22 protein-coding genes and 2 pseudogenes are annotated in these 20,608 nt (G+C 39.3%); 17 read left to right on the forward strand and 7 right to left on the reverse strand.

The annotated features are described in order from the left end of the window. The first annotated feature begins 186 nt into the window (after positions 1–186). The 10 genes and pseudogenes from FNK51_RS24740 (at position 187) to FNK51_RS24775 (ending at position 8,062) form a co-directional block, all read left to right on the forward strand. Positions 187–1,089, forward strand: a complete 903-nt coding sequence (locus FNK51_RS24740) for an aldo/keto reductase (protein WP_141995033.1) — start codon at positions 187–189, stop codon at positions 1,087–1,089. A 926-nt stretch (positions 1,090–2,015) separates the two neighbouring features. Continuing rightward, a complete protein-coding gene (locus tag FNK51_RS26805) occupies positions 2,016–2,222 on the forward strand; it encodes a hypothetical protein (protein ID WP_144479610.1) in 207 nt (68 codons plus the stop codon). After that, positions 2,198–2,320, forward strand: coding sequence for an ABC transporter permease subunit (locus FNK51_RS27650; protein ID WP_141995034.1), 123 nt, complete (start codon positions 2,198–2,200; stop codon positions 2,318–2,320). Before FNK51_RS26805 ends, FNK51_RS27650 begins: the two co-directional genes overlap by 25 nt. A gap of 2 nt (positions 2,321–2,322) precedes the next feature. Then, positions 2,323–2,472, forward strand: a complete 150-nt coding sequence (locus tag FNK51_RS26810; protein WP_181762342.1) for a hypothetical protein — start codon at positions 2,323–2,325, stop codon at positions 2,470–2,472. Positions 2,473–2,509: 37 nt separating this feature from the next. Next, positions 2,510–2,678 (forward strand): annotated as a pseudogene (locus FNK51_RS24750) (IS4 family transposase); the annotation flags it as partial. A gap of 345 nt (positions 2,679–3,023) precedes the next feature. Further along, positions 3,024–3,623: a nucleotidyltransferase family protein gene (locus FNK51_RS24755; RefSeq protein WP_063234626.1), complete on the forward strand. Its 600-nt coding sequence runs from the start codon at positions 3,024–3,026 to the stop codon at positions 3,621–3,623. A gap of 135 nt (positions 3,624–3,758) precedes the next feature. After that, positions 3,759–5,918, forward strand: coding sequence for a xanthine dehydrogenase family protein molybdopterin-binding subunit (locus FNK51_RS24760; protein ID WP_141995035.1), 2,160 nt, complete (start codon positions 3,759–3,761; stop codon positions 5,916–5,918). Further along, a complete protein-coding gene (locus tag FNK51_RS24765; protein ID WP_141995036.1) occupies positions 5,915–6,382 on the forward strand; it encodes a (2Fe-2S)-binding protein in 468 nt (155 codons plus the stop codon). Before FNK51_RS24760 ends, FNK51_RS24765 begins: the two co-directional genes overlap by 4 nt. Continuing rightward, entirely contained in the window at positions 6,376–7,242 is an 867-nt protein-coding gene (locus FNK51_RS24770; RefSeq protein ID WP_141995037.1) for an FAD binding domain-containing protein, read from the forward strand. The genes FNK51_RS24765 and FNK51_RS24770 overlap by 7 nt, the downstream gene beginning before the upstream one ends. A gap of 25 nt (positions 7,243–7,267) precedes the next feature. Continuing rightward, entirely contained in the window at positions 7,268–8,062 is a 795-nt protein-coding gene (locus FNK51_RS24775; protein WP_141995038.1) for an XdhC family protein, read from the forward strand. A 339-nt stretch (positions 8,063–8,401) separates the two neighbouring features. Here the strand turns inward: FNK51_RS24775 and FNK51_RS27655 are convergent. Further along, positions 8,402–8,499: pseudogene (locus tag FNK51_RS27655) on the reverse strand (IS6 family transposase); the annotation flags it as partial. A 98-nt stretch (positions 8,500–8,597) separates the two neighbouring features. Between FNK51_RS27655 and FNK51_RS24785 the strand changes: the two are divergent. Further along, positions 8,598–9,707, forward strand: a complete 1,110-nt coding sequence (locus tag FNK51_RS24785; protein ID WP_141995039.1) for a DNA alkylation repair protein — start codon at positions 8,598–8,600, stop codon at positions 9,705–9,707. Positions 9,708–9,857: 150 nt separating this feature from the next. Here the strand turns inward: FNK51_RS24785 and FNK51_RS24790 are convergent, their stop codons facing one another. Both FNK51_RS24790 and FNK51_RS24795 read right to left on the reverse strand, forming a co-directional pair. Beyond that, positions 9,858–10,412, reverse strand: a complete 555-nt coding sequence (locus FNK51_RS24790) for an HPP family protein (protein ID WP_141995040.1) — start codon at positions 10,410–10,412, stop codon at positions 9,858–9,860. Positions 10,413–10,531: 119 nt separating this feature from the next. Continuing rightward, the gene (locus FNK51_RS24795; RefSeq protein ID WP_141995041.1) at positions 10,532–11,116 is read right to left on the reverse strand and encodes a CGNR zinc finger domain-containing protein; all 585 of its coding nucleotides are present in this window, start codon (positions 11,114–11,116) and stop codon (positions 10,532–10,534) included. A 348-nt stretch (positions 11,117–11,464) separates the two neighbouring features. Between FNK51_RS24795 and treP the strand changes: the two genes are divergently transcribed. From treP to treR, 3 genes are all read left to right on the forward strand, one after another. Beyond that, positions 11,465–12,916, forward strand: a complete 1,452-nt coding sequence (gene treP, locus FNK51_RS24800) for a PTS system trehalose-specific EIIBC component (RefSeq protein ID WP_098372905.1) — start codon at positions 11,465–11,467, stop codon at positions 12,914–12,916. 80 nt (positions 12,917–12,996) lie between these two features. Next, positions 12,997–14,667, forward strand: coding sequence for an alpha,alpha-phosphotrehalase (treC, locus tag FNK51_RS24805; protein ID WP_141995042.1), 1,671 nt, complete (start codon positions 12,997–12,999; stop codon positions 14,665–14,667). A 31-nt stretch (positions 14,668–14,698) separates the two neighbouring features. Next, complete coding sequence (gene treR / locus FNK51_RS24810) at positions 14,699–15,412, forward strand: trehalose operon repressor (protein WP_141995043.1); 714 nt, start codon at positions 14,699–14,701, stop codon at positions 15,410–15,412. Between the two features lie 249 nt (positions 15,413–15,661). Here treR and FNK51_RS24815 read toward each other — a convergent pair whose 3' ends face one another. After that, entirely contained in the window at positions 15,662–16,009 is a 348-nt protein-coding gene (locus tag FNK51_RS24815; protein ID WP_141995044.1) for a DMT family transporter, read from the reverse strand. 25 nt (positions 16,010–16,034) lie between these two features. Beyond that, the gene (locus tag FNK51_RS24820) at positions 16,035–16,361 is read right to left on the reverse strand and encodes a DMT family transporter (protein ID WP_141995045.1); all 327 of its coding nucleotides are present in this window, start codon (positions 16,359–16,361) and stop codon (positions 16,035–16,037) included. A gap of 263 nt (positions 16,362–16,624) precedes the next feature. Here FNK51_RS24820 and FNK51_RS24825 point away from each other — a divergent pair, with 263 nt between their 5' ends. After that, complete coding sequence (locus FNK51_RS24825; protein WP_141995046.1) at positions 16,625–16,891, forward strand: beta clamp domain-containing protein; 267 nt, start codon at positions 16,625–16,627, stop codon at positions 16,889–16,891. Between the two features lie 266 nt (positions 16,892–17,157). Here the strand turns inward: FNK51_RS24825 and FNK51_RS24830 are convergent, their stop codons facing one another. Next, entirely contained in the window at positions 17,158–17,460 is a 303-nt protein-coding gene (locus tag FNK51_RS24830; RefSeq protein ID WP_141995047.1) for a CotD family spore coat protein, read from the reverse strand. Between the two features lie 110 nt (positions 17,461–17,570). Then, the gene (locus FNK51_RS24835; protein WP_260399753.1) at positions 17,571–18,491 is read right to left on the reverse strand and encodes a phosphotransferase family protein; all 921 of its coding nucleotides are present in this window, start codon (positions 18,489–18,491) and stop codon (positions 17,571–17,573) included. A 152-nt stretch (positions 18,492–18,643) separates the two neighbouring features. On the opposite strand from FNK51_RS24835, the gene FNK51_RS24840 reads away from it, so the two are divergent. After that, on the forward strand, positions 18,644–19,420 hold the full coding sequence (locus FNK51_RS24840; RefSeq protein ID WP_286178876.1) for an alpha/beta fold hydrolase: 777 nt from the start codon (positions 18,644–18,646) through the stop codon (positions 19,418–19,420). Between the two features lie 203 nt (positions 19,421–19,623). Continuing rightward, the gene (locus FNK51_RS24845) at positions 19,624–20,262 is read left to right on the forward strand and encodes an N-acetylmuramoyl-L-alanine amidase (RefSeq protein WP_483296141.1); all 639 of its coding nucleotides are present in this window, start codon (positions 19,624–19,626) and stop codon (positions 20,260–20,262) included. The last annotated feature ends 346 nt before the right edge of the window (positions 20,263–20,608 follow it).

Consider the following 20,608-nt stretch of genomic DNA (forward strand, 5'->3'; position numbering starts at 1 on the left):
TAAGCTAAATAAATATGGCATGAAAGGGTCACTCAACATTAGGATTCTCCGAAAATTTAAATTATACTAAGGTTCATGGCAGTATCAAATGATTCTGACATAAATTAACGAAGGATAAACATGATGGAACGCAGAAACAAAAAACTGATTAGCAAGATTAATCATGGTATAAAAGGGGAGAAAAACATGCAAAGAGTCAATCTAACTGAAGATTTTAGTCTTTCACGCATTGTACACGGTATGTGGAGGTTGGCAGATTGGAGATTTCCTACCGAGGAAATCCTATCTCTTATTGAACATGGAATGGAGCGGGGCATCACTACATATGATCACGCCGATATATATGGCAGCTATACGTGTGAGGAGATTTTTGGGAAAGCACTTTCATTAAAGCCATCTTTACGCGATAAAATGGAGATCGTTACGAAATGTGGCATAGTTCTTAAATCAGAAAACCGTCCTTCCCATAAAAGTCATCATTATGACACAAGTAAAACTCATATAATAAAGTCTGTTGAACAATCTCTTATGAATCTTAAAACGGATTATATTGATCTGTTACTTATTCATCGTCCGGATCCCCTGATGGACCCTGCGGAAACGGCTGAGGCGTTTAATCAATTAAAAGAATCAGGAAAGGTCCGTAACTTTGGAGTATCGAACTTCAAAAAACCGCAATGGGATATGCTTCAATCTTATCTAGAATATCCGCTTGTGACGAATCAACTGGAGCTTTCTGCATACAATCTAGAAAACTTCGAAGACGGAACCATGAACTTATGTCAGGAAATGGGCGTGGCGCCGATGGCATGGTCACCGCTTGCAGGAGGAAGCATCTTTGAGGAGTCGAATGAAAAGGCTGTCCGCTTAAGAAAAACGTTAGAAATTGTGAAAGATGAAATCGGTGCTAACGGAATAGATGAAGTAATGTATGCATGGCTGTTGAGACATCCTGCAAAAATCATGCCGATCGTTGGATCAGGTAAGAAAGAACGATTGGACAGCGCCATTGATTCACTAAACCTAAGCATGGAAAAAGAGCAATGGTTTAACATATTAACAAGCTCGATGGGACATGATATTCCGTAATGAATTGTACCTTTGAACAAGAAACCTTGCCTTCATTAATGGGGACCTCCGTAAAGAGGTCCCCATTCTTAAATTTCAAACAATGACGAGATGGACTTTCACTTTTCAAAGCATGATTTTTGGTGAATTTTTTTTAGTGCTATTAAGATTTTGCCATATAATAAAAATACTATTTGATTTTCGAGGTGAAACAACATGAAAATCGGGGTAATAGGCTCAAAGTATTTTGTTGGAATCCATATCAATCCACTTTCCCATGTTTCCTAAGGTACAATTCATTTCCTTTCAATATGATATGTGGAAGAAAGTAGTCTATTAATAGAAAATGCGGGAAAACAAACCGATCTATTAGTTTTCAGGTTCCATACCTTTTTTATGGATACGAAAAGGTTAAAAGGAACTTAATAGAAACTATTTATGTCCCATCTTCTGGACTTTCAGATAATTCTTGCTCAATACCTTCTATTTGACTTTCACTAACTGTGGTCTTTGTGGCATTCTTCAATAATTTTAAATATTTTTGAGTATTACACTTCCAGGGTTCGGTCAAATACTAAACAGTAAATTTTTGCATCAAAACTCTTGTGACAGTCGTTTTTCCATTTCTGTTATTGAAGGAAGGGCAGACATTTTCAATGATGGAATCTCCTGATTATTCAAGCCAGTAGCAATGATAATTACTATAAAGGTTCATTGAAATTACCTTGTTCCAAACTATTCAAATAAATAGCTGAAACACTCATTCATTTTATTCGAAATGTTTTGTCTTTCTTATATTTAGATTTAGCTAAAGAAGAAGGCATTGTCGTTTGCAGTCCCGTAAAGGAGACTTCTAACGACAATGCCTTTCATAAAGACCTTCTATTATTTGTTAAAATTAAATGGGATATACAATGACCTGCGCGTAAGCGGGATTTTGCTGGGGATTGCCATGGGTTGGTACGGTAAATAAGCACCGTGCTGGATCCATTCGTATCCGCCTTATACGCTACGCCCAGAATCGCCTTGCTGCCGCTGCTGATGATTTCTTTCGGATTGGAATGGGCTCAAAAATTGCCTTTATATTTTTGGGATTGATATTTCCTATCCTGGTAAACACCGTTACGGGATGCGAACGGTCGATGCCGATTTGATCAAAGGCGCTCGCTCCTTCGGGGCGAAGGATCAGCAAACCTTTCTGACGGTCGCTTTTCCCGTAACGATTCCAGTAATCTTGACTGGCTGCGCTTAGGATTGAGGCATACCCTGATCGGGATTGTTGTTGGGGAACTCTATGCGGCAACCGCCGGAATCGGGTTTATGATGGCGGTCGCCGGATCGACCTTCCAAACGGATAAACTGATGGTAGGCATTCTCATCATGCTTTGTCTGGGGTGGCTTTGACTGAAGTAGTCCGCAAGATTGAAAAAAGATTTGAGAAATGGAGGCAATAGTCCTACAAGAAATCGCCAAACAAGTTGGGTTTGTACAGCGATCTATTAAGTATCAAGCAGATGAACTCATCTCTCTTTGTGTGTGGCTCAGCCAAGAAGCGTTCGTCATCACTTATGCAAATATGTAGTCGATTAGAGGCTTCGACGGGTGTACTATAGAAGAAACTCGTCAACAAAAAGTCTTTGCTCATTAGAGCAAAGGCTTCTTTATATTCTAAAAAATTTATCGTTATCTGATAATTCGATAATTTTAGCTTCTTCGATTAAACCTTGGTCAATACTTGACACTCATTCTCTTAAAATAAGGACTATGTATTGTCTCTTTATATCTTTTGATAATTTAAAAATAGTATCAAGTTGGTTAATAAGTAATATAATGAGGTTTTTACGCATATAAAGAAAAAACACTATGTTCTCTTAATAGTCCATACAGCAAATCCTTCCTCCGCTTGTGATTTTATTGTGAGATTTAAGAAAAATGATAGGTAGAAGGTGACAAATATGGAAGCAATCGTCCTAGCTGCTGGATATTCCAGCCGAGCGAATGCATTTAAAATGACTTTGCCGATGGGGCAAATGAGCGTGTTGGAGCAAACGATCTCTAAATTTGAAGGATTATGCAGCAGGGTCATCGTCGTAGCTGGATTTCAAGCGGAAATCATCCAAGAGGAAATTGTCAAAATTATCAGTGAAAATGCCTATTCATTTCAGATCAAGTTTGTTTATAATGAAAACTTTAACCAGGGAATGTTTCATTCCATTCAAAAGGGCTGCAACGAAGTAAATGCCCCAACCTTCTTTATAACACCCGGCGATTGTCCGCTTGTAAAAAAAGAGACTGTTCAGCTACTAGCAAAACACAAAGGAAACGTGGTTATTCCCAGCTTTGACTATAAAGGCGGCCATCCCATTAAATTATCAAGCGAAGTGAAACAGAAAATTCTCGAAACCAATCCAGAAAGTAATTTGCGTGTGGTCCTGGGCGGTTACGAAAAGCAATACATGAATGTAGATGATGCGGGAGTATTAATGGATGTTGATACACCGGAGGATTACCAAAAAGCCATTGATTATGATAATGCTTTAAATTTCTCGAAGTAAAAATAAAAATAAAAACTACGAAAATCTTGAATAGAAATGAATCATAAAAGATCATTCTCATTGATAAAATCATAGGAAGAGGTTTCTAATCAGAATATGTCCCATTAAAAAAATGAGTCGAAGGGTGTTGTTGCAATGAATCTCAAAGACATAAGCACCTCAGTGCCCAAAAAGGACCATAAAGGTAAAGTATCGGGCCAGTTGCCCTATATTAGTGACGTAAAAGTGGAAAATATGGTTTATGGTGTTTTGTATCGATCGCCAATTGCTTATGGAAAAATCATATCCATTCAATTACCTAACCTTCCGGAAGGGTATGAAGCTGTTGGAGCAGAGCATATCCCCGGACCGAATTATGTCAAAATTATCAAAGAAGATCAGCCCATTTTTGCCAATGAGTGGGTCAATTATATTGGTGAGCCAATTCTCATGCTCACGGGCAAAGACCTGGATATCCTGTACAGTTTGTTAAATGAAGTGAAGGTTGAATTTGAAGAACATCAGGCTATCTATACATTGGACGAAGCGATCAGGCAAAAATCAGTATCCTTAGTTTTGGCAAGCTATGAATTTGGGGAAAGCTTAGAAAACATTTCAGCTATCGAGCAGGGAGCCCATCAAATCATCGAAGAAGAATATGATACGGGTTATCAGGAGCATGTCTATCTTGAGCCGCAAGGAATGCTCGCCGTTTATAAGGATGATGAAATTGTCGTCCAGGGATCGATGCAATGTCTTTATTATATAAAAAATGCATTGCTAAGCGCATTAGCCTGTGGTGACGATGAAGTCAGAGTTGTTCAAAGTCCTACCGGCGGAGGTTTTGGCGGCAAAGAAGATTATCCTTCTATGATGGCTTGTCACGTAGCCGTTGCTGCAAGAGCAGTCAAAAAATCGGTAATGCTCGTGTTCGACCGTTCTGAGGATATGCTGGTAACGACGAAAAGGCATCCGGCCAAACTCAAATATAGGACGGCCCTTGATAAGGAAGGAAATATTTTGAGCATGTGTGTTGACATCTTTCTCGATGGAGGGGCAAATGTTGGATTGAGCTCTGTCGTGCTGCAGCGCGCATTAATAAACAGTGCCGGTGTTTATAAAATTCCGCATTTTCATGCAAAAGGCTATGTCTTAAAAACCAATACCGTTCCGAACGGCGCCTTCAGAGGCTTTGGTGCTCCTCAAAGCTTTGCCGGAATCGAAAGTCATATTGGACATCTTAGTAAACTGGCAAAAATCGACCCGCTTGAATATAAACGAAAATACCTCGTCAAACAAGGAGACCCCACCATCACCAAAGGTAAATTCCGCGACTCGATATTAGTGGAAGAAATGATTGAGGACGTACTCAACGTGTCAGAATACAACAAGAAAAAAGAAGTCTTTCAGCGCTTAAATCAACAAAATCAGCGCTATAAAAAAGGCATAGGAACTTCGCTGTTCCTCCACGGCTGTGGATTTACTGGCAGTGGCGAAAGAGATCATATTAAAGCAAAGGTGAAACTGGTTAAATCAAAGGACGACCAGGTATCACTAAAAATCTCAAACTCTGATATGGGACAAGGTATTTTGACGACGTTGTGTAAAATTGTCGCCAAAGAACTTAACCTCGCGTTCGAAGATATTTTGTACCCTTATCCCGACACAAAAGAGGTTCCCGACTCGGGTCCGACCGTAGCTTCCAGGACGACGATGATTGTCGGAAAATTGCTTGAACGGGCCGCAAAAAAACTTAAGAATCAGTGGCAAACAGGGGTGGAACAGGAAGTAGTTGAGCACTATGTTCACCGTGAAATGATTCCTTGGGACGAGAAAACCTTCACTGGAGATGCCTACCCGGCTTATTCATGGGGCGTTAATATCGTTGAAGTAGAAGTTGATACGTTAACAGGTAATTTAAAGTTAGAAAAAGTATACGGCAATTATGAAGTTGGGAAGGTCATCGATGAACGGATTATGAAAGGCCAAATTGACGGTGGTTTGGCTCAAGGGCTAGCATACGGTTATCTAGAAAAGATGACGTCAAAACAAGGTAGAATCCAACAAAAAGGCATATCGGATTATGGACCGCCGACTTCATTGGATATTGTTTCAATTGAAAGCAAGGTCTTTGATAACCCCTATGCTGATGGTCCATACGGGGCGAAGGGCGCAGGTGAATTGACTTTAATCGGAGGCGCTCCAGCAGTCCAAGCTGCGATTGAGGATGCCCTGCACACTTCTTTTCAGCAAATTCCGATTACACCGGAAGTCATTATTGAAAGTCTTTGGATGAAAGAAGGTGAAGAGGGTTGATTAAATTCACACTAAATGGAAGAACGGTAGAAACTGACGCCCCTGCTACAGCAAGATTACTAGATTTATTAAGAGATGAGTTTGAGTTAATCGGAACAAAGGAAGGCTGTGGTGAAGGGGAGTGCGGAGCCTGCAGTGTTTTTGTGAATAACCTCCTGCAAAACAGCTGCCTTATTCCAATTGGCTCGATTGCTGATGCCGATATTCAAACGATCGAAGGCATCATTGAAACGGAACAATTTAAAATTTTAGATGAAAGCTATTCCATAGCCGGGGGAGTGCAATGCGGCTATTGCATACCGGGAATGATTATGGCAAGTGCAGCTTTGTTATCTGAAAATCCTCATCCTTCAGAGGCTGAAATTCGTGAGGGCATCTCCGGAAATCTGTGCCGATGTACGGGCTACAATATGATTGTTGAGGCGATTAACCTAGCAGCTAAAAAAGGTGATGGCTTATGGTAGAGAAAATAACAGCGTATCGCTTCGAGCGTTTAGACGAAACTTTGAGCCAATTGAATAGAGAAGATTGTGCAATCATAGCCGGAGGCACCGATGTTATGGTTCTTCACAAAAGTAGAAGGGGAGTACCTCCGAAAATCCCTAAACCGATTGTTTTTATTAATCAACTTTCCGAATTAAAGCAGGTGTATCAACATCACAAGGATCTCCACATCGGGGCCTGCTGTACCTATAGTGAATTACTTGAAAATCCGTTGATTCCTTTTGCTTTAAAGAATGCAATTAAAACAATTGCTGCCCCGGCAATTAGAAACCGGGGAACATTAGGCGGTAATATTTGCAACGCCTCTCCAGCCGGTGACATGCTTCCTTTATTATATGTATACAATGCAAAGCTTCTGTTGCGCTCCGTAAATGGTGATCGCATAGTTGCGATTAGCGATTTTATTCAAGGTCCACGACGGGTTCAACGCTTTCACAATGAAATAGTAACGGAGATTATTCTGCCGTTCGTATTAGGAGATTCACATGTCGTTTTCGAGAAAGTCGGCAACCGCAACGCAGATGCCATTGCCAAAGTATCGTTTGCGGGTTTCGTCCGGATAAGCAAAGATCGAATCGATGACATTCGATTTGCCTTCGGGGCGGTCGGACCTACGATGGTTCGTTCCATTGATATTGAGAAGAAGCTGGTTGGAAAAACGATACCATTAGCCGATGCAGACATCGCTGCAATTGTGGCAGCCTTCGATAAGATCATTAGACCAATCGACGATCAACGCTCCACTGCGGCTTACAGAAAAACCGTTGCGTTACATCTTTTACGTTATTTTCTTAGCATGAAGCAATATCAACCGAATTAATGTTTAAAAATAGGGGGGGCTTTTCATGCAGCTGATGGAAAAAGTGGCCATGCTGACGCAACAAAACGAAACCTTTGCTTTAGCCATGATTATTGAATCAAAGGGCTCGACTCCCAGGCATGTTGGAAAAATGATTGTCTACCGGGATGGTACCATTGAAGGGACTGTCGGAGGGGGCTTGGCTGAACACTATGTGATCGAAGATAGTGTAAAGGCGATCCAAAATGGCCAATCGAAAATCGTTGAATATAAATTGAATAAACATGCAAAAGACGGAATTCAGATGAATTGTGGCGGCACGTTACGGGTCTTTATTGAAGTCTATACAAGCAGGCCTGAACTCATTCTGGCTGGGGCCGGTCATTTAGGCCATGCGTTGGCAAAGCTCGCTGATTTCCTCGAATATCCTTATTGCATTGTCGATGATCGCGTTGGTTATTGTACAAAGGAACGCTTTCCTAATGCGACAAACCTTTTTGTGAACGAGGATATTGGAAAGGCTTTGCTCGCAGCCAACCTAAATGAAAAATCATATGTGGTAATTGTTACAAAAGATTGTGATGATATTGTATTAAAAACGGCACTGCAATTTCCGATTGCATATGTTGGAATGGTCGCCAGTAAACGCAAGGTCATAACCATATTTGAAAAGTTAAAAAGTGAAGGGGTCACGCAAGAACAGTTGGAGCAGGTCCATTCTCCAATCGGATTGGAAATTGACTCGGAAACATCAGAAGAAATTGCCATCAGTATTATTGGACAAATCATCAAAGTAAGCAAGGAAAAAAAGCCTGTAAAAGTGAAACAATTAAATAGATAAGTAGAAAGGTCAGATAAAGCTAAAATCAAAATGTCTAATAGACAATTAGGTCAGTCCCCACTGTGTTAAAGTATTAACTCAGTGGGACTGACCCTTTTTCTTTGATAAAAGCTAGAAGCAGGCCCTTGCTCTTCAGAGTGGGCTTTTTGTCGTTTTGATTAATTCATTAATATGGTAGGAATATTTTACTTTATATGCTACTACTATCATACTATACACAAAGGAAAACTCCGGGAGGGATTTTGTATGGGGATATTAGATGGACTTATGGGAAATGGGTTCTGGTGCAAAGATTACATCTATTGGTAAGAGGTATATAGATTCCTATAGAATCAGCTATTATGCAGCCATTCCAAATAGTGATGAATGAACTTCACTTGATTTTGGACAGACTTGTTCTGTAAAGTAAGCTGTCCTTTTTTAATGATATGTATCGCTCTATGGATGAGAGTGCATAACATAGTTTGAAATGATAGCTGATAGGTAGTGCAAGTATCCAAAAGCAAATTTAACCTGAAGAAAAGAAGTGAATTAAATGGCTGAGCCTTTAAAGGATTTATATAATGAAACGTTCATTCGTGAATTCGGTGAAAAAGTAAAGGGTGTCCATCCGTCCTTCTCTACTGAATCGTTTATAGGGGAAGTAATTGATGAGCATTGGGACGAGAGGAAGTTAAAAGAACGGATAAGGCACATTTCCATTACTCTTGGAAAGCATCTTCCAAGTGATTATCAAGAGGCTTTGGATATTTTGTATCGGCTTGATAAGGATTGTGAAGGGTTTAGATATTTATTTTTCCCGGATTTTGTAGAGGTACATGGATTGAATAAGAAAGATTGGCCGTTATCGCTAGATGCGTTGGAGCGTTTTACAGCAAGGTCATCCTCTGAGTTTGCAATCCGTGCTTTTATCTTGCTTGATCCCGTTTTAATGATCGAGAAGATGAAGGAATGGACCAATCATGATGATGAGCATGTCCGCAGGCTGGCTAGTGAGGGATGCAGGCCCAGGTTACCTTGGGGGCAAGCTTTACCGATGTTCAAATCCGATCCGGCACCCGTCTTGGAATTACTTGAGAACCTGAAAAACGATCCATCCCTATATGTTCGCAAAAGTGTTGCCAATAATTTGAATGATATTGCCAAAGACCATCCGAAAACCGTAATAGAAACAGCCAAGCGCTGGCATGAAAGCGGAGAACCCAACACAATTTGGATTATTAGACGGGGATGCAGGACCTTAGTTCGCCAAGCAGATCCAGAAGTCCTTTCTTTATTTGGATACACGGATATATTGAATAATTCGAATATCATTACAAACGCATTTATTAGAAATGAACCAGACTCGATTTTTATTGGGGAAACGAGTGAACTTCATTTCGGCTTTCAAGTTCAAGAAAAGAACTCTGTGAAACTTCGCATCGAGTATGCCATCGATTTTGTAAAAGCGAATCAGAAAACTTCCCGTAAAATTTTCCTTTTGGCAGATAGGGATTTCTCAGATGGTGAAGGAGTTGAAAGAGTGAGGATTCACAATTGGAAAGACCTGACGACACGTCGACATTACATGGGGATCCATCGAATATCACTCCTTGTGAACGGTGTGGAAGTTGCAGAAACACAAGTCAAACTAAATGATGGATGATAAAGGTTATTGAAAAGTGTGGGAGATCTTAATAAGAATACCAGCACTTATAGCTGACAAAAACAAGGAGCCTGAGCGTTCCTCGTTTATTATTTCATGATAGTGAAACATTGCAAAATTATGCTTTATCTCATAACACATTAAAAGCAATCAAATCCAAAAAGTTGGATAGTTCCGATTGCTGCGCAAATTATTAATTAACAGTGCAAGGAAAACAATTATCACGGAACCAATTAACACAGGCGTAAATAAATAGCTCCAGCTATAATGACCAAGCATAACAACAAGTGGGTCTGCCCCTGCCGGTGGGTGCGTCGTTTTTGTCAGCATCATCACCGCAATTGCTAATCCGACAGCTAAGCCGATTGCCCAAGGCTCATCGCCTATAAATTGATAGGAAGCTAAACCTACGAATGTTGAAATAAAATGGCCGCCAATAATATTCCGTGGCTGTGATAACGGCGCGTTCCATAGCCCGAATGCCAGTACACAACTAGCACCAAATGGAGCCATTAACCACACTGCAGATGTCATTTTTGTTAAAAGAATTAAAGCGAAAATGGTTAAAAATCCACCGATTAGCCCGGTTATTGCGTCTTTTACATTTATCTGTAAAGGACTTTTTCCTTTTCCCTTCATTTTAGATAAATACCGTATATGAAATGAACGTGTTTCTTGTTGTCTCGCTACTGTTATGCGGTCCATTATTCCCCTCCTTTAATGTACATTTACACTTTACACGAAATCAACTAACCTGTCAAAACCGTTTTTAACAGTTAGTTAAAAACTGCAAAAAAAACCAACTCTTTTATTAAGTTGGCTCTTCATTCATCATCAGATTTCCGTTGTTGAAATCGGGCGACCTTTTTTCTATTACCGCATATTTTCATTGAACACCATTTGCGTCTTCCACTTTCATCGATAAATAACAGTACGCAATCATTATTCGAGCATTGCTTTAATGAGGTCAGCTTATTTTCTTCAATTAAAGTTAATACGTCAAAAGCAATATAAGATAGCAGGATATCTTCCGCTTCTCCAACAGGTAGGGGAACCAGTTTTTGATCCATTAATTTATAAGTGAATGGTGCTTTATCGATTTTTTTTTCTAAAAAAGAGATAAACTCATCTGGAATCGGGTTCCCATCTGCTATTAATTCGAATTGTCTTCTTAAAATTGTACGCATTTCTAATAGACTTACTAATACATGCCCGATTCTCTCTTTAACTTTTAAGCATAGCCGATCATCCCAAAATAAGTTTTGCTCTTTTATTATAGTAAGCCAGTCCAGCACATCCACTTCTAATAGCAATAAATCTTGCCGTTGACCACGACTGACTAGTTCCGTATTCACTAAATCCAGAGAAAGATTACCTGATATAAGTGGAAATTTATTAGTTTCAGACATACGTTCATCACCCATTTCTCTGTTAAATTCTAACCTTTAAAATATTGATTTAGAGGTTATGTCATCATTATACCCTATTTCGGAATTTTTCAGATAGTTATCCATGTTAAGAATCCCATGAGAGATTGTTGATAGATACGGTGATAACATGAATCGTATTATCAAACATCATATTGTCAATTAACAGTATAGTAAATGAAATTACATGATAATCAAACCTTTAAAGTGAGGGAAAAAGTTCTTGACAGAACCTGTACGTACAGGATAATATGAAAGCGTATACAGAACCTATACGTACAGGTTATAAAAACAACTATATTTTGCTTTCTAGGGAAAGGAAGTAGTGAAATGGGTAAATACACAGAACCAGCAACGGATTTGCTTCAACATGTCGGAGGGAAAGAGAATATTGCGACGGTTACGCATTGTGCGACAAGAATGCGTTTTGCTTTGAAAGACCCCTCCAAGGCGGATGTAACGAATATCGAATCGATTAAGCTTGTGAAAGGAACGTTTACACAAGCTGGCCAGTTCCAGGTCATAATCGGGAACGAAGTATCATCGTTTTATAATGAATTCGTTTCCATAGCTGGACTTCAGGAAGCGTCAAAAGAAGATGTGAAAGAAGCAGCTAAACAGAATATGAGCTGGCTGCAGCGTATGATTGCCCATCTTGCGGATATTTTTACCCCACTGATTCCTGCCATAGTCGTTGGCGGACTCATTCTTGGATTCCGCAATATCATTGGCGATATTAAAATGTTCGATGATAGCACAAAGACCCTTGTGGATATTTCACAATTCTGGTCAGGAGTACACGCCTTCCTTTGGCTGATAGGTGAAGCTATTTTTCATTTTCTTCCTGTTGGGATTACATGGTCAATCTCGAAAAAAATGGGCACGACTCAAATTCTCGGCATCGTCCTTGGTTTGACCCTGGTTTCCCCACAACTTCTTAATGCATATGCAGTGGCAAACACAAAGGCAAGTGACATACCTTTTTGGGATTTCGGTTTTGCCCAGGTCGATATGATCGGCTATCAGGCTCAAGTCATCCCAGCGATACTTGCAGGGTTCGTCTTGGCATATTTAGAACGGTTCTTGAGAGATAAAGTGCACAATTCCATTTCCATGATCGTCGTTCCATTTTTCGCTTTACTTCCAACTGTTATCATTGCCCACACTATTCTGGGGCCTTTAGGCTGGAAAATCGGTTCTGTCATTTCTACGGTTGTATATTCCGGATTGAATTCATCAGTTGGCTGGCTATTTGCTGCAGTTTTCGGCTTTGCATATGCACCGCTTGTCATCACGGGACTGCATCACATGACAAACGCAATCGATCTTCAGCTTATGAGTGAACTTGGCGGTACGAACCTATGGCCGATGATCGCATTATCCAATATTGCACAAGGAACGGCAGTGCTTGCGATGATTTACATCAACAGAAAGGACCAGGAGGAAAGACAAGTGTCCATACCCGCTACGATTTCATGTTATCTCGGTGTAACCGAGCCAGCCATGTTCGGGATTAACCTGAAATACGGCTTTCCGTTCTTAGCCGGTATGATCGGTTCACTTTTCGCAGGCATTGTTTCAGTCGGATCTGGAGTAATGGCAAATTCCATCGGTGTTGGAGGGATCCCGGGTATCCTATCCATCCAGCCACAGTACATGGGAATGTTTGCACTCGCGATGTTGGTTGCTTTCGTTGTGCCATTCATTTTGACTATCGTATTCTCCAAACGTCCTAAAATGAATTTGAAAACAAGAACGAAAACAACGAAATTAAATGCTTAATAACGCGGAGGGAGAGCATTCTCCCTCTTTTTTACCATACTGGCAATAGAGACATCAGGGATAGCAGAGGAGGAATCACAATGAAGGATTTTAAAAAAAGTACCATCTATCAAATTTATCCGAAGTCATTTAAGGATTCGAACGGTGACGGCATCGGGGATATAAATGGCGTTATTGAAAAACTTGATTATCTGAATGAACTGGGAGTGGATTATATTTGGCTGACCCCTTTTTATCGTTCACCTCAGAATGATAATGGATATGATGTAGCGGATTATACATCCATTGATCCTGTTTTCGGGACGATGGATGATTTCGAAAGATTGGTGAAGGAAGCTAATTCGCGGGATATCCAAATCATGTTGGATATGGTATTCAATCATACATCAACAGAGCATGAATGGTTCCAAAAAGCATTGGCGGGAGAGAAAGAATATAAGGACTATTATATTTTCAAGAAATCGAAAGATGGAGAGCCCCCTACCAATTGGATTTCAAAATTCGGAGGACCTGCATGGGAATATGTAGCGGAACATGATGAATACTACCTTCACTTGTTCGATCGGACCCAAGCTGATCTTAACTGGGAAAATCCCAGAGTAAGGCAGGAAATCTTCAATGTAGTAAACTTCTGGATGGATAAAGGTGTCAAAGGATTCCGTTTGGATGTGATCAATCTTATTTCGAAACCTGACATCTTTGAAAATGACAATGATGGAGATGGACGATGCTTTTATACAGATGGTCCCAAAATTCATCAATTCCTTAAAGAGATGAATGAAGAAACATTTGGGAAGGATGTAGAGGTGATGACTGTAGGGGAAATGTCATCGACGACCATTGACCATTGCATCAAATATTCATCTCCAGTTGAAAAGGAGCTGTCCATGGTATTCAGTTTCCATCATCTAAAAGTGGATTATAAAGATGGGGAAAAGTGGTCACTTGCAGATTTTGACTTCAGGCAGTTAAAGGAGATCCTAAGCAGCTGGCAGTATGGGATGCAAGAAGGGAATGGATGGAACGCCCTGTTCTGGTGCAACCATGACCAGCCGAGGATCGTATCCAGGTTTGGGAATGATCAAGAGTATCATAAGGAATCTGCCAAGATGCTGGCAACAGCCATTCATATGCTTAGGGGGACCCCTTATATTTATCAAGGGGAGGAAATAGGAATGACCAACCCGAAATTCAATGATATTGGACAATATCGGGATGTGGAATCGATTAATTATTATGATATTTTAAAAGAGGCAGGCAAGGATGAAAAGGAAATAATCGAAATTCTTCAAGCTAAATCCCGTGATAATTCTCGAACTCCCATGCAGTGGGAAGAGACGGAGCACGCAGGCTTTACAAAAGGGACACCATGGATTTCAGTGCCTGATAATGCTAAGATCATCAATGCTGAACACGCACTGAAGGGTCAGGATTCCATTTTTCATCATTACCAAAAACTTATATTCTTACGCAAGAAACATGATATCATTGCATATGGGGACTATCAGGAAATTCTTGGCGGCCATGACCAATTGTTCGCTTATGTTCGCAGTTATGAAGACGAGAAACTTCTGGTCATCAATAACTTTTATGAAAAAGAAGCGTCCTTCGAGATTCCAAAAGATATTGACCTATTCGGGTACAACTCAGAGCTCTTGCTCTCAAACTATATCGATTCGAAAGAACTCGCAGGTGATTTAATCCTTCGTCCCTATGAATCGCTTGTCTATTTGTTGAAAAAAGACAAGTAGCAGACTAAGAAAAATATATTGTGGTGATGAAATGAACAGCAAATATCTATCGCTATATGGTGATATAGTTTCAAAAATTGAAGAAGGAACCTTTCCGACAAATTCAAAGCTTCCTTCCGAAAGTAGCTTAATGGAAGAGTATGACATATCCAGGGATACTGTGAGAAAGGCCTTACAGTTGCTTGAACAAAATGGATATATCCATAAAATCAAGGGAAAGGGTTCATTTGTCTTGGATTTCAGCAAATTTAATTTTCCTGTAGCAGGGTTGATTTCCTATAAAGAAATGGTGGAAAAGTTGAATTTGCATTCCAAAACGATCATCCATAAGTTGGAGCTTGAGACCCCCGATTCAAACATGACCAAGCTTCTGGACTTAACGGATGGTGGTAAAGTATGGAAAGTGTTTCGGGTACGGCAAATCAATGGCAAGAAAATCATACTGGACAAAGACTATTTCAAAAGCGAGTTCGTAACTAACCTGACGAAGGAAATTTGTGAGGATTCGATTTATGGATATATCGAAAAGGAACTCGGGCTCCAGATCGGATTTTCCAATAAGGAAATTACCGTGGAGCCATGCAGTGAAGAAGATAGACAATTATTGGACATTGAAGACTTCGATATGGTGGCAGTTGTGAAAAGTACGGTCCATTTAATCGATGGAAGCTTGTTTCAGTATAGCGAATCCAGGCATAGACCCGATAAATTCAAGTTTACGGACTTTGCACGAAGGACTTGGTGAAGGCTAAAGGTATTTGATGACTGGCAGGCTAAGGATGAAATGAAAAAACAATTAGTTTGCAAAGGAAAATGCTGTAGAATTATATGGAAGAGATGGACTGATTCATGAAAGTTCAGCTCCATTCAAAAAGAGAAGGTCGCCGTGGCGGCCTTTTTTAATGCTGTTCAAGGTAGCGTGTTTTTCTTATAGACATCGAATTGGACTCTTTTTATTTTTGAACAATCGGGGGAGAGGAGGATCGTCAAACCATTAGTTTGACGATCCTTCTGCTTGTTTGGGAGTATGGGAAGCATTTAGTAAAACCACTCCACCAATGATTAATACTAAGCCACCTAATGTAGTGATACTAAATGGCTCACTCCATAATAGTACGCCAATTAATGCCGTTAAAGCTGTGCCTATTCCTGACCAAATGGCATAAGCTAAGCTTAACGGAATTGTTTTAAGACATATAGATAAGCTATAAAATGCAATTCCAAATCCTATTATAACCCCAAATGAAGCGAATAAATGCGTGAATCCTTCAGATAACTTAAGCATGGTCGTACCAAATACTTCGCTTATGATAGATATTCCTAAAGCTATGTATCCTTTCATACTATTACCTCCGATTACTAAATTGTTAATTGCCTCCACTAGAGAGCTTCAAAACCACCACTCCTCCAATGATCAGGACTAAACCTGAAAATTTTTTCATGTTAAAGCTTTCTTTATAAACGATAACTCCGACTAAAGCAGTTAAAGCTGTGCCAATTCCCGACCAAATGGCATAAGCCGTTCCAAGCGGTATGGTTATTAATGATAACGATAGGCAATAAAAAGCCAAACCCATTCCAATTACCACACCAATGGAAGGGAATAACCTTTTAAACCCGTTTGATACTTTTAACATCGAACTGCCAAACACTTCACTTAGGATGGCTATTGCCAAAAATGCATAAGGATTCAAGATGAACTCCTCCTAAATATTGATCTATTTTTCAATCACTTTCCCCAAGAATCTTATCATCTAAAGGACTCATATAAAACTAATACCACCTATAGTTAGTTTTATATTTTCTGTCATAGCAGTTCACGCTCAATATTAGGCTGAAAATGATACAATAAGCCGCTTCTTCGAACCTGATCGCAACATATAAGAAGAGTAAACAGGGATTTTTAGGAATTTTGTGGATTATTCTTTTAACGATTATATTGGGGTGAACTTATTTCATGGAATTTATAATAAACAAAGAATGCTTCAATAAGGCGATTACAGATGTCAGCCATGCCGTTTCCATAAAAACACCTATACCCATTTTATCAGGAATAAAGATAGTGGCTAATAGCGATTGCTTAACCCTTCTTGGCAGTAATTCAGATATTGTCAATGAAAAAAACATTCCTTTAACGATTGATGGTGTAAAGGAATTGGAGGTATATGAAAAGGGCACGGTTGTATTATCGACAAAATATTTAAGTAGAATAGACAAATGGTAGATTATGTAATTGTTAGTCATTTTGGCTTGCATGAGCACTATCGGAAGAATCTCATCAAAGAAGTTTATTTTAAGATAAACCTCGATAGAATATATGGTGTAAATATGACCCTACAATAGCTAAATACTCATGAATCGTTTTTAAGTAGGACTTATTCTCCTATGTCCAGTAATGTTTGCATTTAGACAGTTGTAAATCCTTTGAATGTCAATTTTCAAAGGTTGATGGAAGGAATTAATAAAAACCCCGAATCGGGGTTTTTTTAATTAATATCTTAACATTCTCCTCGAAAAACTGGGGGGTTGAGGAACTCCACAAACAAAGCTTTGGGTATAACACTCTTTCACGATACTTCGGGTATGCGGTATATATGTGGTGAAATGTTTATTCACGGTAGTTGTATGTGTGGGGTGAAAAACCGGAATCACAGTGTTAATGACATTAGTTTTAACATATTGCTTTGTCGGGGAGATTTGAGGTGGATTATACTGAGTAGGCATTCTGTGAGGTGGGCAATATTGTGGTGGATATTGACCGCCTTTCGGATGCCTCCAGGGCTTATTATACATTTAAACACCTCCCGGATATTTTTTGAAAGTCATTGTTAGTTTATGAAAAAAATTGATAAAGGGACTGGTATAAATGCCTTTATCAAAAGTTCATGGGCATATCAGATCTTTCACTCATTACGAATTTGGTTAATTGCTTGACGAACAAATGACTTGTGTATTTTCTTCCAGCTCTTTTCCTTGCTTTTTTCCAAGCCCCATTCAGGGAATGCAGATAACCTTAATGCCGCAAATAATTGCCAGAAGGGTAAGTTTGTAAAATTCAACTCCGGCATCATGGATTTATATTGATGGGTGAAGTCATTCATTGCTTGCATTCCAAAATGATATGAAATTTCGAGTTGACTATTGGCAAGGTCAGCCAAAGGGTCCCCTAAGCCCGAGTCTTCCCAATCAATTATGGAAACTAGTTTATCCTCTTTCCATAATATATTTCCTGGCCAATAATCACCATGAAGGATTACTTCTTTATTCTTGGAGGGTAATGGCATGAAAGATTTTAACAAATCTCTAATCATGCTCAGATTTAATGTTTCGTCCAGGATTACCCTTTCTTTTTTATTTAACATCGCGACATATGTATTTTCTACTTTAGGCAGGAATGATAAAGATAGATCTGCACAATTAACACGATGGATTTTTGCTAGATTGATTGCCAATTGTAATATATGATCATTAAGATTTGAGGGGGTGAATTCTGACTTACCCTCAATAAACTCTAGAAGTATGCATGGCTTGGAAAATATCTCGCAGGATTGTTCGAAGTAATATGGCATTGGTACAGGCAAACCGGCAGCTTTCAATATCCCTAAGAGCTTGTGTTCATCTGCTGCAATATTTGGATTCCGTTTCAGGTCATTATCACCATGCTGACGAACGATCATTTTTACGATCCGCCCTGACGATTGTAATATTTCAAGTCCTGTCACCTGTGCAGAAATACCGCCTTTTAATTCCCATGCGCGAATTAGCTTGTTTCCTTGATCAAACTTTTGAACCAATCGTTCAAAATTATCATATTCGTTCATCATATGTCATCTCCTTAATCCCGTTCAATGTTAAGGAATTTAAGTTCACATTTTCCTATAACTTTCGTGAAAAATTCAAAGGCCTCATTTGACTGCAATTTCAATAAATGAAACCAACAGCTTGTTACACACGTAAAGTAATTTAAACAAGTGAGGTGTGGAAATTGAAAATTAAAAAATATAAAGTAGATACATCAAAAGGGACGTTACTATATAATATTAGTGGAAACGGCAAGCCAAATATAGTTTTGATTAACGGTGGTTCTGGACCGATAGAGGGTTGGATTAAAATCCTACCGGCAATTTCGGAATCTTCATCAGTATTTTCCTATAATCGTTTTGGTGTTGCTGGCAGCGATAAACCGAAGGAAAGCCAAGACGGGATAAATATTGTTAACACTTTACGTGAAACATTAACAATCGTGGGTTTTGAACCTCCATATTTATTGGTGGGACATTCCCTAGGCGGCTTATATGCTAATTTATATTCCCGACTTTACCCAAATGAAGTAGCGGGAATTGTTTTTTTAGAATCCAGTACTACGAAAGATATTAGCCTTAATGAATATCAAGTTAAGGCAGTAAAAACCATTAATAAGATGTTCAAGGTGTTTGATTCCATGTCTTCACATAAACAATTCAATGAAGTTAATTTTGTGGAAAAAACTGTGGATCAAATCCAGCAAACTGATACATTTCCCGAAATACCTGTATTTGTAATTACTGGTGGACAAGAAAATCGAATGATGCCAGAGGAAATTCGAAAAAAACGACTTGAAAATCAATTGGAATTACTTTCGTTGTCAACAAACAGCAAACACATTATCGCTGAAAAAAGTGGACATTTTCCACAATTATCAGAACCCACCATAGTGATTGACTCAATCAAAGTTTGTGCAGAAGCAATAAATAAAATAAACCATCACCAATAAATTGTAAGCTTTTTGTTAGAGCATTATTGTTAATGTTGACTTTTTCTTAAATCTCTCTATCTCCTTCCAACACTATTTTTATGGCTTATCTCCAATAATTCCTGATGCCAAAGTGAAAAAATAGAAGATAACTTTTTCAAAAAATTTTCGTCCATTGGGCGAATGTCGTAATATTATATGCCAAAAAACACCTTCCAGGCTCGGTGGGGAATGGATTAAGAGAAAAGGATTTAACTTTATCCATTGCAACTCGAATAAAAGACATCTTATTAATAGAATATAATAACGTTTATGTGAAAATGAGCAGGACCCAAGATACGTACCCCTCCTTAAACGATCGTACGAATGCAGCGAACGCGTGGGGAGCTGACTTTTATCTCTCCATCCACATTAATGCCGGCGGCGGAACTGGGTACGAGGATTACATCTATACGTCCAATAACCAAATCTCGAAAACGTATCAAGATCATATTCATTCAGAGGTTATGAAGCTTATCAACATCCAAGACAGAGGACAAAAAACAGGGGATTTACATGTACTCCGTGAAACGGACATGCCTGCACTCCTGTCTGAAAATGGATTTATCGATAATGTCAATGACGCAGCCAAATTGAAAACGGCTTCCTTTATCGAATCACTGGCTCGCGGACATGTAAACGGTTTAGTTAAATGCTTCAATCTTACAAAGAAAAGTACAGCTGTATACCACACTGTTGTTAGTGGGGATACCGTATACTCCTTAAGCACCGCTTATGGCAGTACGGTTCAGCAAATTAAAGATTGGAACGGACTTGACAGTCAGTACACCATTACAGTAAACCAGAAGTTGCGGGTTAAATGAATAATTAATAATTGACTGGTTAAATTATTTATAACTTCCAGAAGCACTCCACGCAGGAAGCCCTTCTCAAAAAGAGAGGGGCTTTTCCAGGTTCAAGAATATGTATGTAATGAAATGATCATGTACATTCTACTGTCTTGATTTGATCCATTACTTGGATAATAGTGGAGGGAGTGAAAGGGGAAAATAATGAATTTGCACAGAAGGCAAAAGTGGAGTTGTGCAAATGGGGGTCACTTACTGGGATTATATATAATCGCATTTTTCAGGAAACAAGCCTCTGACGGGATTCGAACCCGCACTCCTTTCGTAAGCATAGGCTAGGGGAGAACACGCTTCCCTACGG

This window comes from Bacillus sp. B4EP4a, from assembly GCF_006680105.1.
Taxonomy (GTDB): domain Bacteria; phylum Bacillota; class Bacilli; order Bacillales; family DSM-1321; genus Peribacillus; species Peribacillus simplex_E.

Excerpts from the sequence above, each read along its gene's own strand:
- treR (WP_141995043.1), top strand. The coding sequence starts at position 14,699 with ATGAACAGCAAATATCTATCGCTATATGGTGATATAGTTTCAAAAATT.
- FNK51_RS24770 (WP_141995037.1), top strand. The coding sequence starts at position 6,376 with ATGGTAGAGAAAATAACAGCGTATCGCTTCGAGCGTTTAGACGAAACT.
- FNK51_RS24815 (WP_141995044.1), bottom strand. The coding sequence starts at position 16,009 with ATGAAAGGATACATAGCTTTAGGAATATCTATCATAAGCGAAGTATTT.
- FNK51_RS24760 (WP_141995035.1), top strand. The coding sequence starts at position 3,759 with ATGAATCTCAAAGACATAAGCACCTCAGTGCCCAAAAAGGACCATAAA.
- FNK51_RS24830 (WP_141995047.1), bottom strand. The coding sequence starts at position 17,460 with ATGTATAATAAGCCCTGGAGGCATCCGAAAGGCGGTCAATATCCACCA.
- FNK51_RS24785 (WP_141995039.1), top strand. The coding sequence starts at position 8,598 with ATGGCTGAGCCTTTAAAGGATTTATATAATGAAACGTTCATTCGTGAA.
- FNK51_RS27650 (WP_141995034.1), top strand. The coding sequence starts at position 2,198 with ATGCGAACGGTCGATGCCGATTTGATCAAAGGCGCTCGCTCCTTCGGG.
- FNK51_RS24825 (WP_141995046.1), top strand. The coding sequence starts at position 16,625 with ATGGAATTTATAATAAACAAAGAATGCTTCAATAAGGCGATTACAGAT.
- FNK51_RS24835 (WP_260399753.1), bottom strand. The coding sequence starts at position 18,491 with ATGATGAACGAATATGATAATTTTGAACGATTGGTTCAAAAGTTTGAT.
- FNK51_RS24795 (WP_141995041.1), bottom strand. The coding sequence starts at position 11,116 with ATGTCTGAAACTAATAAATTTCCACTTATATCAGGTAATCTTTCTCTG.
- treC (WP_141995042.1), top strand. The coding sequence starts at position 12,997 with ATGAAGGATTTTAAAAAAAGTACCATCTATCAAATTTATCCGAAGTCA.
- FNK51_RS24790 (WP_141995040.1), bottom strand. The coding sequence starts at position 10,412 with ATGGACCGCATAACAGTAGCGAGACAACAAGAAACACGTTCATTTCAT.
- FNK51_RS24775 (WP_141995038.1), top strand. The coding sequence starts at position 7,268 with ATGCAGCTGATGGAAAAAGTGGCCATGCTGACGCAACAAAACGAAACC.
- FNK51_RS24740 (WP_141995033.1), top strand. The coding sequence starts at position 187 with ATGCAAAGAGTCAATCTAACTGAAGATTTTAGTCTTTCACGCATTGTA.
- treP (WP_098372905.1), top strand. The coding sequence starts at position 11,465 with ATGGGTAAATACACAGAACCAGCAACGGATTTGCTTCAACATGTCGGA.
- FNK51_RS24755 (WP_063234626.1), top strand. The coding sequence starts at position 3,024 with ATGGAAGCAATCGTCCTAGCTGCTGGATATTCCAGCCGAGCGAATGCA.